16 protein-coding genes are annotated in these 16,455 nt (G+C 38.3%); 5 read left to right on the plus strand and 11 right to left on the minus strand.

Annotated elements, in window-relative coordinates; genetic code table 11:
- Positions 1-302: 302 nt before the first annotated feature.
- From ACIQXI_RS12505 to typA, 5 genes are all read right to left on the minus strand, one after another.
- Positions 303-1,097, minus strand: coding sequence for an ABC transporter permease (locus ACIQXI_RS12505; protein WP_402925151.1), 795 nt, complete (start codon positions 1,095-1,097; stop codon positions 303-305).
- On the minus strand, positions 1,090-1,857 hold the full coding sequence (locus ACIQXI_RS12510; protein WP_402925153.1) for an ABC transporter ATP-binding protein: 768 nt from the start codon (positions 1,855-1,857) through the stop codon (positions 1,090-1,092). The genes ACIQXI_RS12505 and ACIQXI_RS12510 overlap by 8 nt, the downstream gene beginning before the upstream one ends.
- Positions 1,858-2,850: an ABC transporter substrate-binding protein gene (locus ACIQXI_RS12515; protein ID WP_402925155.1), complete on the minus strand. Its 993-nt coding sequence runs from the start codon at positions 2,848-2,850 to the stop codon at positions 1,858-1,860.
- Positions 2,851-3,049: 199 nt separating this feature from the next.
- Positions 3,050-3,448, minus strand: coding sequence for a YlaH-like family protein (locus ACIQXI_RS12520; RefSeq protein ID WP_402925158.1), 399 nt, complete (start codon positions 3,446-3,448; stop codon positions 3,050-3,052).
- A 30-nt stretch (positions 3,449-3,478) separates the two neighbouring features.
- Positions 3,479-5,323 carry a translational GTPase TypA gene (gene typA / locus ACIQXI_RS12525; protein ID WP_402925159.1) on the minus strand — a complete coding sequence of 615 codons (1,845 nt, stop codon included), beginning with the start codon at positions 5,321-5,323 and terminating at the stop codon, positions 3,479-3,481.
- Between the two features lie 141 nt (positions 5,324-5,464).
- Here typA and ACIQXI_RS12530 point away from each other — a divergent pair, with 141 nt between their 5' ends.
- A complete protein-coding gene (locus ACIQXI_RS12530) occupies positions 5,465-5,650 on the plus strand; it encodes a DUF5325 family protein (RefSeq protein ID WP_402925161.1) in 186 nt (61 codons plus the stop codon).
- A 160-nt stretch (positions 5,651-5,810) separates the two neighbouring features.
- On the opposite strand, the gene ACIQXI_RS12535 is transcribed toward ACIQXI_RS12530, so the two are convergent.
- Positions 5,811-7,004 carry an amidohydrolase gene (locus ACIQXI_RS12535; RefSeq protein WP_402925164.1) on the minus strand — a complete coding sequence of 398 codons (1,194 nt, stop codon included), beginning with the start codon at positions 7,002-7,004 and terminating at the stop codon, positions 5,811-5,813.
- Between the two features lie 13 nt (positions 7,005-7,017).
- Positions 7,018-8,544, minus strand: a complete 1,527-nt coding sequence (locus ACIQXI_RS12540; protein ID WP_402925166.1) for an AbgT family transporter — start codon at positions 8,542-8,544, stop codon at positions 7,018-7,020.
- A gap of 148 nt (positions 8,545-8,692) precedes the next feature.
- On the opposite strand from ACIQXI_RS12540, the gene ACIQXI_RS12545 reads away from it, so the two are divergent.
- The gene (locus tag ACIQXI_RS12545; RefSeq protein ID WP_402925167.1) at positions 8,693-9,991 is read left to right on the plus strand and encodes a hypothetical protein; all 1,299 of its coding nucleotides are present in this window, start codon (positions 8,693-8,695) and stop codon (positions 9,989-9,991) included.
- 56 nt (positions 9,992-10,047) lie between these two features.
- Here ACIQXI_RS12545 and ACIQXI_RS12550 read toward each other — a convergent pair whose 3' ends face one another.
- Together ACIQXI_RS12550 and ACIQXI_RS12555 are read right to left on the minus strand one after the other, a co-directional pair.
- Complete coding sequence (locus ACIQXI_RS12550; protein WP_402925168.1) at positions 10,048-10,845, minus strand: inositol monophosphatase family protein; 798 nt, start codon at positions 10,843-10,845, stop codon at positions 10,048-10,050.
- 332 nt (positions 10,846-11,177) lie between these two features.
- Positions 11,178-11,375, minus strand: a complete 198-nt coding sequence (locus ACIQXI_RS12555; protein WP_402925170.1) for a hypothetical protein — start codon at positions 11,373-11,375, stop codon at positions 11,178-11,180.
- 123 nt (positions 11,376-11,498) lie between these two features.
- Here ACIQXI_RS12555 and ACIQXI_RS12560 point away from each other — a divergent pair, with 123 nt between their 5' ends.
- Complete coding sequence (locus ACIQXI_RS12560) at positions 11,499-12,125, plus strand: YktB family protein (protein WP_402925173.1); 627 nt, start codon at positions 11,499-11,501, stop codon at positions 12,123-12,125.
- Positions 12,126-12,536: 411 nt separating this feature from the next.
- Here the strand turns inward: ACIQXI_RS12560 and ACIQXI_RS12565 are convergent, their stop codons facing one another.
- Both ACIQXI_RS12565 and ACIQXI_RS12570 read right to left on the minus strand, forming a co-directional pair.
- Positions 12,537-12,827, minus strand: coding sequence for a UPF0223 family protein (locus tag ACIQXI_RS12565; protein WP_402925174.1), 291 nt, complete (start codon positions 12,825-12,827; stop codon positions 12,537-12,539).
- A 21-nt stretch (positions 12,828-12,848) separates the two neighbouring features.
- Positions 12,849-13,808, minus strand: a complete 960-nt coding sequence (locus ACIQXI_RS12570) for an NAD(P)H-dependent flavin oxidoreductase (RefSeq protein WP_402925176.1) — start codon at positions 13,806-13,808, stop codon at positions 12,849-12,851.
- A 145-nt stretch (positions 13,809-13,953) separates the two neighbouring features.
- Here ACIQXI_RS12570 and ACIQXI_RS12575 point away from each other — a divergent pair, with 145 nt between their 5' ends.
- Together ACIQXI_RS12575 and ACIQXI_RS12580 are read left to right on the plus strand one after the other, a co-directional pair.
- Complete coding sequence (locus tag ACIQXI_RS12575; protein ID WP_402925179.1) at positions 13,954-15,423, plus strand: aminotransferase class I/II-fold pyridoxal phosphate-dependent enzyme; 1,470 nt, start codon at positions 13,954-13,956, stop codon at positions 15,421-15,423.
- 407 nt (positions 15,424-15,830) lie between these two features.
- Complete coding sequence (locus ACIQXI_RS12580) at positions 15,831-16,427, plus strand: class I SAM-dependent methyltransferase (RefSeq protein ID WP_402925182.1); 597 nt, start codon at positions 15,831-15,833, stop codon at positions 16,425-16,427.
- The last annotated feature ends 28 nt before the right edge of the window (positions 16,428-16,455 follow it).

Raw genomic sequence — 16,455 nt, forward strand, 5'->3', positions numbered from 1 at the left:
GCAAAACCTTACTAAAACAGGTTTTGCGTTTTTAGTGTCAGCTATGGGCTTATCCACTTTCGATACATTTTATCTTTTTCCTCTTTTGAAGGTTGGAAAATAAAATTTCTCTGTCAGTATGCTCAGTTGATTGGAGCGGAAGGCGGGCGACTCCTGCGGGAACGCACAATACGTAAGACGCAACAATCCGCGCGCTAGCGAGGGTTGCGGCTTACGATGTGCCCGCGGAAAGCGCACGCCTGGAGTGGAAATCAACAGCTCAAAACGCAAAACCTTACTAAAACAGGTTTTGCGTTTTTTAATTAACCATTATTTTTAATAATCACTTTTTCAATCAATTCGACAACTTGATACATAATTGTCGCAAAAAAAGCGATAATGAGCAGTGACATTAACACAAGATTAAAGTTAAATACTTGGAAGCCGTAAATAATTAAATAGCCAAGTCCCTTTGAAGCTACTAAAAATTCGCCGACAATAACCCCTACCCATGATAAACCCACATTCACTTTCAGCGTCGAAATAATAGTGGGAAAAGAGGCAGGCAAAATCACTTCTTTGAACGTTTGCCAACGTGTCGCACCAAAAGTTTGCAACACTTTACTATAATTCGGGTCGACACCTTTAAATGCGGTGTAAACGACAATCGTTGTAATAATGATTGAAATGAGCGCACCCATTGCAATAATTGAAAAATACCCTGGTCCTAGCGCGACAATTAATATCGGTCCTAGCGCAACTTTAGGCATAGCATTCAAAATGACTAAATAGGGATCCAATATTTTGGATAACATTGGAGACCACCATAAGACCGTGGCAATTAAAGTCCCTAATAATGTACCCGCAATAAAACCGATAATCGTCTCCATTAACGTTACACCAACATGTAACGTTAGCGAACCATCACTTACTTTTTCAATAAACGTCTGCCATACATGTGTTGGTGAGCTAAAAATTAACCGATCAATCCATTCAAGCCTCGATAATAACTCCCAACCTCCAAAAAAGACAATTAAAATAATAATTTGATATAAACGAACAAACCGCTTTTCCTTTTTGAGCATTTGTTGATATTGTTTAAATAATGTATTATCCAAGGCTCTCCAGCTCCTTCCAAATCGTTTGGAATACTTCTGAATACGCTGGATGTTGCCTTACATCGAACGGTGACAATTGTTGTAACGCAGCAGGTATGTCAAACACTTTGTGCAACCTACCTGGATTGGCTGAGAAAAGAAAGACACGTTCACTCATTGCAATCGCCTCACCAATATCATGCGTAACAAGAATTGCCGTTTTTTGATAGGCATTTAATGTTTCGACAACTAAGTCCTCTAACTTTAATTTCGATTGATAATCAAGTGCAGAGAACGGTTCATCTAACAATAAAATTTTCGGATTCACCGCTAATGTTCTTGCGAGCGCAACACGTTGACGCATTCCTCCTGACAACTCTCTCGGATAATAACTGCCGACATGCGGCAGCCCAACTTCTTGCAAAAGCGCATTAGCAGTCACTTTATGCGTCTTCTGATCGCGCTGCATTATTTTCAAACCAATGGTGACATTGTCCTCAATCGTTTTCCATGGAAATAAATAATCTTGTTGGAGCATATAGCCAATAAGTGCTTGATTGTGTGGTGCAATAATTTCCCCATCAATAAACACTTTGCCTTCAGTTGCAGGAAACAATCCAGCAATAATAGATAATAGCGTTGTTTTCCCACAACCACTTGGCCCTATAAAGGACACAAACTCGCCTTCGCGAATATTCAGGTTAATATCACGTAAAACTTCCTTGGCCTGCGTACTAGAAAAATAACTATGGTGAATATGTTCTAGTTTTAAAAAATCCATTTACTCCGCAGCCTTTTTTGCAAATTTCGTATTCACAAGGTCTTCATATTTTACTCGTTGAGGAAGTTCACCTGCTTCCTCCATAATCGTTTGTAAGTTATCCCACTCCGTTTCATCCAAAATTGGATCTGTCGCATAGGAACCTTGTGATTTATAGCGCTCTACTACTGTTTCAATTAAAGCTACATCGACATTTTCAAAATAAGGCTGAATAATTTTTGCCACTTCTGCTGCACTTTTTTCTTGGACAAAATCTTGTGCTTTTTTCAGTGCATTTGTAAAACCTTGCACTGTTTTTGCATCATCCTTTAAATAACTACTTTTTGCCATAAAGGATGTATACGGTAAATGACCGGATTCTGTGCCAAATGACGCAACAATATAACCCTTACCTTCTTTTTCGAATACACTAGCTGTCGGTTCAAACAACTGTACATAATCCCCAGTGCCAGAGGCAAAAGCTGTGGCGATATTTGCAAAGTCAATATTTTGAATAAGCGTTAAATCTTTCGTAGGATCAATGCCATGCTTTTTCAAGACAAATTCGCCAGCCATTTGTGGCATACCACCTTTACGTTGCCCTAAAAATGTTGAGCCTTTTAAATCCTCCCACGAAAAATCGTCCATTTGTTCACGTGCTACTAAAAATGTGCCATCTGTCTGTGTTAATTGTGCAAAATTTTGAATTGGATCATTTGCACCTTGAGCTGTGACATAAATGGATGTCTCAGACCCGACCAAAGCAATATCGATGCCGTCTGATAGTAGTGCCGTCATCGTCTTATCGCCTCCCGCAATCGTTTGTAGCTCAACAGAAAGCCCTTCATCTTCAAAAAATCCTTTTTCAAGCGCTACATATTGCGGAGCATAGAAAATCGAGCGCGTTACTTCTCCGACCTTTACTTTTTCTAGATCCGCTTTATTACACGCTGCCAACGAAAGGAGCAACAAAGCAATTGCACTAAATAATAAACCTTTTTTAAGCCAACGCATTCCATTTCCTCCTTGATTAATAAATAGCCTATCGTGACTAACTTATTCACCTGCAAGGATTTCGGTGCGTATCATAGTAAATAAAAACTTATTGGAAAATAAATCCCTATTCAGACCGAAAAGCACTATCATTCAAAACAAAAACAGCCTTAGCAACTAAATGCTAAGACTGTTTTTATGGAAAGGAGCCAAGCTACTATTATTGATTGGCAGCTTGTTGCTCTTCTCTTTTTTCTCGCCACATACGTGTTTTGTATACAATCAAAATTAACGCCGCTACGATGAGGCCTTCAACCATAGGTAGGAATAACGCGAAAAATGTCAACATAATACATCCCAAAAATAGGAACACATAAATGACAATATTTTGAGATAGCTTTAGCTTTTTTGCAAAGCCTAATTTATAGACGATTGCAGAAAGTACAAAGACAAGAAGGAATACAACATAGCCTGCAACTTCATAGCTCGGTAAATTTTCATATAAAAATCTCGTTATACCGGCCATTTTTTCATAAACCTTCGTTGTTTCCTCTGCATTTGTAGGTGCAGCAACTTGAATAACATTTAGTTCACCCAATAAAGCGGACTTTATATCCAAGACTCCTCTTCCTTTCATTTCAGCGGAAAATTATTGTTCAGCGTTTTTTAATTTTTTCGCTGCTTTCTCACGTTCGTTTTTATCTAGAATTTTTTTACGAAGGCGAATTGATTCTGGTGTGATTTCTAAGTACTCATCATCACCTAAATACTCAAGCGCTTCTTCTAAAGATAAAATACGTGGTTTTTTAATAACATTCGTTTGGTCTTTATTTGCTGAACGGATGTTTGTTTTTTGTTTCATTTTCGTAATATTTACAGTGATATCAGCGTCGCGGTTATTTTCCCCAACAATCATACCTTCGTAAATTTCTGTACCTGGCTCCAAGAACAGTGTACCACGGTCTTCGATTTGCATCATACCATAAGTTGTTGCTTTACCAGTTTCCATTGAAACAAGTACACCTTGGTGACGACCACCAATTTTTCCTGGTAATAATGGTTGGTAGCAATCGAATGTATGGTTGATAATACCGAAACCTTTTGTCATCGACATGAATTCAGTTGTATAACCGATTAAACCACGAGCTGGTACTAAGAACGTTAAACGAACTTGACCACTGCCGTTGTTTACCATATCAAGCATCTCACCTTTACGTGTACCGATAGATTCAATAATAGAACCTACATTTTCTTCTGGTACATCGATTTGCACGCGTTCGAATGGCTCACATTTAACACCATCGATTTCACGCACGATTACTTGTGGTTTTGACACTTGTAATTCGAATCCTTCACGACGCATGTTTTCAATCAAGATCGATAAGTGAAGCTCACCACGACCTGAAACTGTCCATGCATCTGGAGAATCAGTATCTTCAACACGTAAAGATACGTCTGTTTGTAATTGAGCACGTAAACGCTCTTCTACTTTACGAGAAGTAACCCATTTCCCTTCACGACCTGCAAATGGAGAATTGTTTACTAAGAAAGTCATTTGTAAAGTTGGCTCATCGATACGTAATGGCGTAAGCGCTTCTTGGTGTTCAACTGGGCAAACTGTTTCCCCTACGTTGATATCTTCCATACCAGAAACGGCGATTAAGTCACCAGCTTTTGCTGTCTCAACTTCTTCACGTTTTAAACCGAAGAAACCAAAGATTTTTGTTACACGGAAGTTTTTCACTGTACCGTCTAATTTCATCAGCGCAACTTGTTGACCTACAGAAATTGTTCCGCGGAATACACGGCCAATACCGATACGTCCTACGAAGTCATTATAGTCAAGTAATGCTACTTGGAATTGTAAAGGTTCAGCTGAGTTATCAACTGGTGCTGGGATAGACTCAATAATTTTTTCAAATAGACATTTCATATCTTCTTCTTGTTTAGCTGGGTCAGCGTCTAAAGAAGCTGTACCATTTACACCAGAAGCATATACTACTGGGAAGTCTAATTGATCGTCATCTGCACCTAGCTCGATGAATAATTCAAGAACTTCATCTACTACTTCAAGTGGACGAGCTGAATCTTTGTCCACTTTGTTAACGACAACGATTGGTGTTAAGCGTTGTTCTAATGCTTTTTTAAGTACGAAACGCGTTTGTGGCATACAACCCTCATACGCATCGACAACTAGTAAAACGCCATCTACCATTTTTAAAATACGTTCTACCTCACCACCGAAGTCGGCGTGTCCAGGCGTATCAAGGATGTTGATACGAGTTCCTTCATAGTTTACTGCTGTATTTTTAGCTAAAATCGTAATACCACGTTCACGTTCAATATCATTAGAGTCCATTGCACGTTCTTCAACACGTTCGTTTGAACGGAATGTACCTGATTGTTTTAATAATTGGTCGACTAAAGTAGTTTTACCATGGTCAACGTGGGCAATAATTGCGATATTGCGAAGATCTTGACGTAAGTTTGTCATTATTCCACTCCATATTCTTTTTTCGAATGTTTAACTGTGATATTATAGCACAAGAAGGATGTAAATGTCCTTATTAGAATTTCTATCATTCTAAAAAAATATTTCCAACCACTAATTTATTATACTATAGGGGGCTCCGCTATGAATCGTGGAAAATTCGTAATGGCCATTTATGCACTAGCAGCTGTGCTAGCTATGTGTTCTATCGGGTATTCAGTAGCAGCAAGTAATATATTTGGAGTAGTAGCAGGCATTGTCGCAACTTGTGTCATTTTTATGACAGCCTTTAAAATGAAGCGTAAATTACGCGAACAAGGGTTGCTTTAATGTTAGGTTTTACTTTTTAACAATATTTATGTGTCCTAAACGACACAATAACTCACAAGGAGCTGACCAATTAATGGTCAGCTCCTTCTCTATACTTTATTCATTATTTAAATTTATAGACAACCATTCTTTGCATAACAAATGATGATCGTATTTTTCTTTATTGCTCTTTTGCGAGGTAATCTAAAGTGGCTTGACCTAAAACATTTGCAGCAATGCGCAATGAGCGTTCATCGATATCGAATTTTGGATGATGGTGTGGATAAACTTCTTGCCACGCTGGATTTTTGGCCCCTGTAAAGAAAAATGACCCAGGAATTTCCTCTAAATAGTAAGCAAAATCCTCACCACCCATATTTGGATCGACAAATTCAACGGCTGTCACATCCGTTACTTTCCTTGCAGATGCCATGACATGCTCTGTTTCTGCTGCATGGTTCACGACTGGTGGGTAGCCACGACGAAACTCATATTCATAATCTGCCTTTGTTAAATAACAAGTTGCCTTTAAAAGCTCCTCAATTTCACGTTCTAATAAATCGCGCTCCTCATCATGGAAAGTACGAACAGTACCTTTCATATAGACTTGGTCAGCAATAACATTAAAAGGATTTAATGCCTCAATATGACCAACAGATACAACGGCTGGACGTAAAGGATTAATACGACGTGCTACAAGCTGTTGAAGATTCGTAATAAACTGCGCTGCAAGCAAGATTGAATCCTTTGTATCGCTCGGATTTGAGCCATGACCACCTTTTCCTTTGATTTTAATGTAGATGGCATCAGCTGCAGCCATCAATGGTCCGATGGCTGTCTGCACTTTCCCGAGTTCAATTGGTGCCCATAAATGTGTACCAAAAATAACATCCACACCTTCAAGACAGCCATCAGCAATCATTGCTTGCGCTCCACCTGGTGCAAGCTCCTCAGCATGTTGATGAATAAAGACAATCGTCCCAGCTAAGTCGTCCTTCATTTGATTTAATGCCTTCGCTAAAATTAATAAGGAAGCTGTATGTCCATCATGTCCACAAGCATGCATGCGCCCTTTAATTTTTGATTGGAAAGGTAAACCTGTCTCTTCTGTAATAGCTAGCGCATCGAAATCTGCACGTAATGCCACCGTTTTGCCTGGCTTGCCTCCTACTAACTTCGCCACAACACCATTGCCACCAACACCTTCACGTACTTCATGTCCTAAAGCCCGATGAAATGCCGCAATCGTTTTCGGTGTTTCAACTTCTTCAAAGGAAAGTTCAGGATTTTCATGGAAATGGCGACGAAGCTGAATCATTTCCTCTTCATATTGCTTTAGTAAATTGACTAATTGCTCTTGCTGTAAAACTGTCATCGATTAACACTCCTTATTTTAAGTATATATAATCTCCAGGTCCTAGTGGTAAACCAAGCAAGAACCAAATGGCAAACAGTATAATCCAACCGATTGCAAAGAACACAGAAAACGGTAGTAAAGCTGAAATCAATGTACCAATACCGATATTTTTATCATAGCGCTTGGCAAACGATAGTAAAATAGCGAAATACGCTAGCATCGGTGTAATTGGATTTGTAATGGAATCCCCTACGCGATAGGCCATTTGAGTAACAGCTGGAGAATAGCCTAAGTAATAGAACATCGGTACAAAAATGGGCGCTAGTAATGCCCATTTTGCAGAAGCACTAGCGATTAATAAGTTAACGAACGCACAAATTAACACAAATCCAATCATCATTGGTAAACCAGTAAAGTTTAACGCTTGTAGAAGTTCAGCCCCTTTAATGGCTAAAATGGAACCGATATTGCTCCAGTTAAAAAAGGCAATCATTTGGGAAGCAGCAAATGCTAAGACGATAAATGGTGCCATATCCGCAATGGATTTAAAAATTTTCTCGGCAACGTCCTTGTCATTTTTCACTTCTTTTGCCGCAAGACCATAGGCAAGACCAGGTAAAAGGAAGAAAAATAACATAATCGGCACAATACCTGACATAAATGGTGAATTTAAAAAGCCACCTGTTTCAGGATCGCGTAAAAGACCATTAGACGGAATGACCGTAATTGCAATAATGACAATATAAACAACTGTCACAAGACCTGCCCAGCGTAAACCACGTTTTTCTAATGCTGTTAGGGGCTCTAACTTTTCAACAGTGCCTTCAAATTTACCAAAGCGAGGCTCTGTAAACTTTTTCGCAACCCACGTACCAATGACGATTAATAAAAATGTCGAAGCAATTAAGAAATAATAGTTCATTGTTGCACGGCCAGTATAGGCTGGGTCTGCAATATGTGCTGCCGATTCGGTAATTCCTAATAACAATACATCAAGTGAACTAATTAAAATATTGGCACTAAAGCCTCCAGCTACGGCTGCATATGTAATAATTAAACCGGCTAGTGGATTGCGGCCTATACTCATAAAAATCATTGCTGCAATTGGCGGTAAAATAATAAATGCGGCATCAGCAGCTAGATTTCCGACTAACCCTGTGAAAATAATAAATGGCACAATCAATTTTTCAGGAGCTGACATTACAAGCTTTTTCATAACGGCAGAAATAAGTCCTGTTTGCTCGGCTAAACCAATACCAATCATCGTTACAATAACTAATCCTAACGGAGCAAAGCCTGTAAATGTCGATACCATTTGCGTTACTATTAAGATAAGACCTTCTTGACTCAACAGATTTTTTACTTGAATAACATTTTCAGTACCAGGTTGAACTGCTGAAATGCCAAAGACTGATAATATCCATGATAAAACGAGCACTATACCTGCTAAAATAATAAATAAGGTAATTGGGTCTGGTAATTTATTGCCTGCCCTTTCAATGCTATCTAGCATTTTATCAATCCAAGATCTTTTCATAGGTTCAGATTTTTGTTGCATAAACCCCTCTCCTTCTCTGTTTTATTTGACTTGTGCTAAGCGATTGAAAAACCTATTTTAAGACGCTGATAGCATATGTCCTTAATACAAAGAAATCATATTTTTAGAATATTTTCAATATTTAATTTAAAATTAAGGAGATTAAGCTATGTATAAAATTAATGTTTTTACCGCTAAACTATCCCTCTCATGGGTCCAGCAACTTGAAAAAATAAAACCTGTATTTTGCGACTTTCAATACCATCCCTACACGGATTTCGAGCATTTAAATTCATTGTTAACACAACATTTAGTTGCAGGAGATGGTGCACTTTTTAGCGGTCAAATTCCCTATTTTTTTGCGCAAAAATATTTTTCAAATATAGCTATACCTATGCTCTATTTTGATATTTCAGAACGTGACTTTTACCGTGTCTTAACAGAGTTATTTTATGATAATAAAATAGCGATGAATCGAATCGCTATTGATTTTTGTTATGAGGAAAACGACTACCTTGGTATTCATGAATGGTCCATAGGAAAACAACCTTATCTGTTTAGTCAAACAATGAATGAATTCGCAAGCCATGATATTGTCGATAAAGCTGCTAACTGGCATATACAGTTACATCGCAACAAAAAAATAGATTTAAGCTTTACACGTATTGCAGAGTTGCGAGAGCGTTTAGCACAGCAAAATATACCGTTTATTGCATTTCATCCTTCACTCCATGCCTTGCAATTAACATTAGACCAGCTCGTGAATCAGCTACAGTTACGTCAACTGGAGCAAAATAAAGTAGTCGTTGTACATATATTAATTCCAATCGATAAATCCAATATCGATGAATTAGAGTATCGGCAAATCGCTTTATATAAAGCCATTTTAGATTTTAAGCAACTGTATGCCAGCACCTTTATCGTGCACCGTGAAGCATCTTATATCGCCATTATTACTACCTATCAGCAATTTTTAATCACAACAAATGATTATTCTCATTGTCAACTAGTCGACTTCTTAGATGAGAAATTACCATTTCCAGTTAAAATAGGTTGGGGTATTGGAAACTCTCTAACTGAAAGTCAGGAATTTGCAAAAAAGGCTTCTACTCTGTGTTCTTCAAAGGAAACCCAAGGCTATATTATCGATCATGCTAAAGAAATTGGTCCATTACTGTATGGGGCCTTATTACAGTTTGACAACGACAAACAGCAGCACTTAAAAAAATTAAGCGCTGCACATGATATCCCGTTATTGCAGTTACAAAAAATGGAGGCTGTAATGGAAAGACTAGCAACAACTATTGTTAATGGTGAACTGTTAAGCTCACATTTAGGTATTACTGTTCGCTCGGCCAACCGCATATTAAAACAGCTCTATGAAAAGAATTTAGCGATTGAATTACCTAGCGTGACGTCCACGACTCGGGGACGTCCAAAAAAATATTATCAACTCCAGCTCTATTAGCAGCAAAAAAACTGTTTAGGCACTAAACATTCCTAAACAGTTTTTTTATGTAAAAGCTATAAATCATAGGGCACAATATATTTTTCTAATAGTTCTTGATGAATTGAAGGATTGGCAATGATAAAAGCATCTTGATGTAATAAGTCTACATTTGCACCGTGTAAATTCGATGTAATGGCACCAACTTCTTGCGCAATAATTGTGCCCCCAGCAATGTCCCATGGGGAAAGTCGCATCGACACGTAAGCATCTAGTTTACCGCTGACAACAAAGGCTATCTCCATTGCAGCAGAGCCATAAGAGCGTGTACCTCGCACCTTACGAACTAAATCAATTACTTTTTCATGATGAATATGTCGATTAGGTGCAACCCAGTGGGCATTAATACCAATAACAGACTCTTCAATTTTTACAGGTTGCAACTTGCGAAGCGGAGACGCATTATACCATGCCCCTTCCCCTGCAACTGCATTGAAGAGGTCTTCACGCATGACATCGTATATGTAACCAAGTTTCCCTATGCCATCAATAAATATCCCGATTGAAATCATAAAATGTCGATGTTGCTTAACAAAATTCATCGTCCCATCAATTGGATCGATAATCCATACAATACCATCCAATGATTCGACTTTTTCCCCCATTCCCTCTTCACCTAAAATTTGATGAGTAGGGTCAAAAGATTTAATTTTTTCGATAAAAAATAATTCTGTTTCGCGGTCTATATTTGTCACAAGGTCATTCGCATTCGATTTTGTTTCAATGACTAAATTATACGAAAAAGCATCACGAATACGTTTTCCCGCTTCAACTATAATCGTTTGCGCAAATTGATCGATTTGCTTTAAATCCATAAAAACCCACCCTTCGAATATAGAAAACATTAAGCCTAGTTTTCACGCGCTTTTTGTTTGCCCTTGGCTTAAAGACAAAGTACTGTACTACGTATTTTAAAAAATATCCTGTTCCAAGTCATCAAAAGTAGCCTATCTTTATCCGAAAATGAAAGCGATAGCACATTACTATAGTACACCTTTAAGACCGCTGGATGTGTAGCGTTATACCTAAATAAGAAAAACAATATTTTCTATTATGGTTTATTGTCTATTTTACCCTTTATAACAACAAAAATCACCTGCTGTTGGAATATTCAGCAAGTGATTTTCATATGGGGGTTAATTTTTTTTTACGCATAGGCGTGCAAACTTTCCAGCTCCATCTGTATTTCTGCTAGTCGCTTTTTACTTTTTGTAATTTCACCCTCATCTTTGTCATTCATTGCCGCAAATAACGAGGCTAATTCATAATCTAATTCTAATTGTAAAATGCGTTCATATTGCTTTTCAATGTCAACTTTACGTATAATTTTTACGACTTGTTTCATAAAAGTCACTTCCCTTTTTTATTTTTTTACAAAACCTAATAAAATTCGATAAAGTTCTTGTTATAAGATTTTTTCCCATTTTTTTAATAAAATAAACCTTATAATCGAAAGGAGTTTTTACCAATGCCTACTCTAAAATGGACTAATAAAGATTTTAATGTATTTCAAATAAATGGTTTAGAACAACGAATGGATGCCTTAAATTCCTGTGTACGACCAAAATTCCATAAACTTGGAGAAGATTTCTCCGCATTCTTTTCCAGCCATCTTGGAGAAGAATTTTACCCCCATGTTGCCAAACACGCCCGCAGAACGGTGAATCCACCAAGTGACAGTTGGGTTGCTTTTGCTCCTTATAAAAGAGGCTATAAAGCATTGCCTCACTTTCAGATTGGTCTTTGGAGCACACATTTATTCATCGTCTTTGCTATTATTTACGAAGCACCGCAAAAAAATTTAATGGCACAGCGTTTACTTGACAACAAAACCTTGCTACAACAGCTACCGAACGATTTTATTGTTTCTGGAGATCATATGTCACCAGAGGCAATTTCCATGGAAGATGCGAAAGAAGAGAAGTTAGAAGAATTGCTTATACGTTTGCGTGATGTGAAAAAAGGGGAGTTTTTAGTTGGTCGCCATATTCCACGGGAAGATGCAGTGAAGATGTCTGTTAAGGAATTCCAACAATTAACGGAAGAAACATTCCAAACATTATTTCCTATTTATAAAATTATTCAAGGAAAATAACTTAGGCGTATGATTACGTAAAATGTGGAATACTACTGTTACAAGAACACCTATGTCAATGCATGTGGTGAGACCGGAATTTTATAAGGTTTTTCAAATATTGCACGAGTTTTTATTAAGATCTGTATAGTTTTTAGAAAGGTACTTATAATCAATCGGCACTTTTTTCAATCGCCAAGCATTTGGACAAACTGTTCACACTTATATTCATGAACATTCTGTTACAAAAATGATATTGCTGTAGTTTATGCAAATAATGTTGAAATAACACTATACTTTTGCCGGTGATTGGCTAAATAAATTTTATGAAAATCCGCAGTAGTTTCCGTAGCTTCCTACAGAAAGCTGCGGTTTTTCTCCATAAAAAAAGTTGCCAGGGAATTCCCTAGCAACTTTTCATTGCAAGCAAATTTAACGTCGTTGTTGCTTTGGAACGACTTTAATAATTGTTCCATCGACACCTTCTTTTGCTTGTTTAACAACCGGATAACTAACATAGCCACTGGCCTCTTCAAATTCACGAAAAATTGTTTTTTCCTCCGCTTGTGAAGGGACAATTTCTTTAAAGCGACGATATTTAGCCATCATCACTTCACGCTTGATGCCCTTTTCATAAGCGAGCTCGATACCTTCAAAAAATTTAACAACATCGACAATTTCTTCAGTCGACCAATCGATTGAAAACGGATAAGAATATTCCATTTGGACTTTACCACCTTTACATTAGTGTCCCCATTTTACCCGGATACTTTCCGCTTCTGCAACCATTCTTGTAATGAGTTCTTCCACTGTTGGAATATCATGAATCATACCAGTCACTTGCCCTGCCCAGCCAATACCAGCATCCTTGTCTCCATCGTATATAAAACGCTTATTCGCACTGCCACTAATATAGTCCTTTAATGCCTCATAAGAAGGTGTGTCACGCTCTATTTCTAAAATCTTGTCTGTGAAGTCACTACGCAATGCGCGAGCAGGTGCCCCAATGGAACGTTTAATAACGGTTGTATCTGCCTCGGAGCTTGCCAGTAATGCGTCTTTATAGGCTTGAGATGCATCTACACATTCCTTTGTGGCAATAAAGCGTGTACCCATCTCAATGCCCTCTGCCCCAAGCGCATGCGCTGCCATCCAACCACGTCCGTCACCTATTCCACCCGACGCAATGACAGGAATTTTCACACTGTCCACTACTTGTGGGACGAGTACCATTGTCCCAACGTCATCACGTCCAAGATGACCGCCACCTTCTTGTCCAACAACCATCACAGCGTCTGCTCCTAGCTCTTCTGCTTTTTGCGCCTGTCTACGAGCTGCTACAAGTACAAGTTTTTTAATCGTTGTTCCTGCAAGTAAATCAAATATCGGCGCTGGATTTCCACCTGTCATTGTTACAACTGGTACATTTTCCTCTACGGCCACTCGTACCATATCCTCGTAGCCAGTACCATGCATACCGATAGCAAAATTTACGCCAAATGGCTTATCAGTTAATGTTCTTACTTTATGAATTTCCGCACGCAATAAGTCCGGATCTCGTAAGCTCATAGCCGTTATTTGCCCAAGACCGCCAGCGTTCGACACAGCTGCTGCTAAATCTGCATACGCTAAATAGGCTAAGCCCCCTTGAATAATTGGATATTTTATTTGTAAAAGTTCGGTGATACGTGTCTCCCATTTCATCGAATCTCTCCTTTCGTACCATACTAACTTCTCGTCATCCTGAAAAAATCCTTTTATTTTTTAATTAAAGTCTATTTTTTCATGTCGTTAGGTGCTATAATTCATTTGTTTTCTTAGATATTATAAAAGTGAGGTGGTACCTGCGTTGTCACAATTAGAGACTCCATTGTTCGACGTATTACTAAAACATCGGAACAGACATCCAATTCAGTTCCATATTCCAGGCCATAAGAAAGGGCACGGTATGGATCCTGCTTTCCGAGAATTCGTCGGCGACAACGTTTTATCAATTGATTTAATTAACATTGCTCCACTAGACGATTTACATTCACCAAAAGGTGCTATCAAGGATGCGCAAGCACTGGCAGCAGAAGCCTTTGGTGCTGATCATACATTCTTTTCCGTTCAAGGTACTAGTGGCGCCATTATGACGATGATTCTGACCGTCGTCGGTCCAGGTGATAAAATTCTAGTACCACGGAATGTTCATAAATCCATTATGTCGGCGATTGTTTTCGCTGGTGCCATTCCTATTTTTATTCATCCTGAAGTAGATAGTGAATATGGCATTTCTCATGGTATTTCGGCGGAAGCTGTAGAAAAGGCTTTAAATGCCTATCCGGACGCTAAGGCTGTCCTTGTTATTAATCCAACTTATTACGGCTTCTCTGCGGATTTAAAACGCATTGTCGAAATTGTCCATCGCCGTAATATACCAGTCGTTGTCGATGAAGCACATGGCGTGCACATTAAATTCCATGACGAGCTACCATACTCAGCAATGGAAGCAGGCGCGGATATGGCGGCAACAAGCGTACATAAGCTTGGTGGCTCTATGACGCAAACATCGATTTTAAATGTGCGTGAGGGACTTGTTTCTGCAAAACGCGTACAAGCGGTATTCTCGATGCTTACAACAACGTCAACATCTTACCCATTACTTGCGTCGCTCGACACAGCACGTCGTCAGCTAGCAATTCATGGCTATGATTTAATCGATGATGCACTACGTTTAGCAAAAGATGCCCGTAAACGCATTAACCAAATTCCACATTTAAAATGTGCAGGTAAGGAAAAACTTCACTCATCAGCAACATATGATATGGACCCATTGAAGCTGTTAATTAGTGTAAAAGATTTAGGCATTTCCGGCCATCAAGCAGAAGAATGGTTGCGCCACAACGCTAATATAGAAGTAGAATTATCTGACTTATATAACATTTTATGTTTAGTGACATTGGCAGATACAAAAAAAGAAATTAACCTGCTTATTAATGCATTAAGCCGTATGTCAAAAGCATTTGATTCAGAAGCTGCTATTACGGAAGCCGTTGTAAATGTGCCTGAAATTCCAGCACTAGCAATGTCACCTCGTGATGCCTTTTATGCCGATACAGAGGTAGTACCGCTTGCTGAAGCGGACAATTGTATTTGCGCTGAATTTATTATGGTCTACCCACCTGGGATTCCTATTTTTATTCCCGGGGAAATAATTACGCAAGAAAATATTCATTATATTCAAATGAATATTGAAGCTGGTTTACCCGTTCAAGGGCCTGAAGATACAACATTAAAAACCATTCGTGTTATTAAAGAACGTAAAGCGATTATTTAAATGTTAGCGTCATTTTTTGCGTTAGGTGTGCTGGATCGGCTTATACAATATAAGCTGTAAGCCTTACTAGCGTGCGCTTTCGTGGGTATCTTATGTACAGTTTGTTATAACACTTTCACATGCACACGAAGCTTTCTTTAAATACCATTTTCAACATAGTGACCTCTTCGATTTATGGAGAGGTCGCTTTTTTTTCACTAAAGCTAAAAATAATTGTAATTATTATCCAATTTATTGATACATCACGCCTGAATTTAGTACTACTAGTTTTTAAGAATGGAATCTAGTTAATCTCCACATTCACGCGTACTCACCAACTGCTATGATAGCTTATTATAAAGAAAACAGGAGAAAAAATAGATTACTTATTGTACATAACTTACACTATATAAAAGGGAGTGGTTTGAATGAATATATGGGATGAACGATTTAATACGACTGAATATGTTTACGGGGAACAACCAAATGCATTTATAGAAAACTATGTAGATTTTTTAGAGGGTTATGTAAATGTAGCTGCATATGCTGAGGGCGAAGGAAGGAATGCCGTTTTTTTAGCTTCTAAAGGGCATAACGTAACGGCTTTTGATTATGCGAAAAGTGGTCTTGAGAAAACGGCACTACTAGCTAAAAAACAAGGAGTGGCTGTTTATACTGAACTTGTTGATTTAGTGCAAGATGACTTGCCGGTAGCAACATTTGATGCGGCAATCATGATTTTCGGCCATTTCCCCGCAGAACAGCAGCAGAGCGTTTTTCAACACATCATCAAATCTGTAAAACCTGGAGGTCGTATTATGATGGAATTATATTCAATTCATCAACTATCATATGCTTCAGGAGGCCCACAAAACTTAAATTTATTGTATAATCCCGTGTCTGTCCTTACTTGGTGCCAGCCCTATAAAATTATACATTTCTTTACAGGTGAACAAATACGCCATGAAGGTACTTTCCACACAGGTCTTGCACATACGATTCAATTGGTGATTGAAAAACCTTGAATAAAAGATCACGTCCCTTTACAAGCAC

It is taken from the genome of Lysinibacillus sp. NPDC097195 (genome assembly GCF_044762075.1).
In the GTDB taxonomy this organism is placed as follows: domain Bacteria; phylum Bacillota; class Bacilli; order Bacillales_A; family Planococcaceae; genus Lysinibacillus.

Bases quoted from the DNA above. Each gene is read 5' to 3' on its own strand.
- ACIQXI_RS12510 (WP_402925153.1), bottom strand. From the start codon at position 1,857: ATGGATTTTTTAAAACTAGAACATATTCACCATAGTTATTTTTCTAGT.
- ACIQXI_RS12515 (WP_402925155.1), bottom strand. From the start codon at position 2,850: ATGCGTTGGCTTAAAAAAGGTTTATTATTTAGTGCAATTGCTTTGTTG.
- typA (WP_402925159.1), bottom strand. From the start codon at position 5,323: ATGACAAACTTACGTCAAGATCTTCGCAATATCGCAATTATTGCCCAC.
- ACIQXI_RS12530 (WP_402925161.1), top strand. From the start codon at position 5,465: ATGAATCGTGGAAAATTCGTAATGGCCATTTATGCACTAGCAGCTGTG.
- ACIQXI_RS12535 (WP_402925164.1), bottom strand. From the start codon at position 7,004: ATGACAGTTTTACAGCAAGAGCAATTAGTCAATTTACTAAAGCAATAT.
- ACIQXI_RS12540 (WP_402925166.1), bottom strand. From the start codon at position 8,544: ATGCAACAAAAATCTGAACCTATGAAAAGATCTTGGATTGATAAAATG.
- ACIQXI_RS12545 (WP_402925167.1), top strand. From the start codon at position 8,693: ATGTATAAAATTAATGTTTTTACCGCTAAACTATCCCTCTCATGGGTC.
- ACIQXI_RS12550 (WP_402925168.1), bottom strand. From the start codon at position 10,845: ATGGATTTAAAGCAAATCGATCAATTTGCGCAAACGATTATAGTTGAA.
- ACIQXI_RS12555 (WP_402925170.1), bottom strand. From the start codon at position 11,375: ATGAAACAAGTCGTAAAAATTATACGTAAAGTTGACATTGAAAAGCAA.
- ACIQXI_RS12560 (WP_402925173.1), top strand. From the start codon at position 11,499: ATGCCTACTCTAAAATGGACTAATAAAGATTTTAATGTATTTCAAATA.
- ACIQXI_RS12565 (WP_402925174.1), bottom strand. From the start codon at position 12,827: ATGGAATATTCTTATCCGTTTTCAATCGATTGGTCGACTGAAGAAATT.
- ACIQXI_RS12570 (WP_402925176.1), bottom strand. From the start codon at position 13,808: ATGAAATGGGAGACACGTATCACCGAACTTTTACAAATAAAATATCCA.
- ACIQXI_RS12580 (WP_402925182.1), top strand. From the start codon at position 15,831: ATGAATATATGGGATGAACGATTTAATACGACTGAATATGTTTACGGG.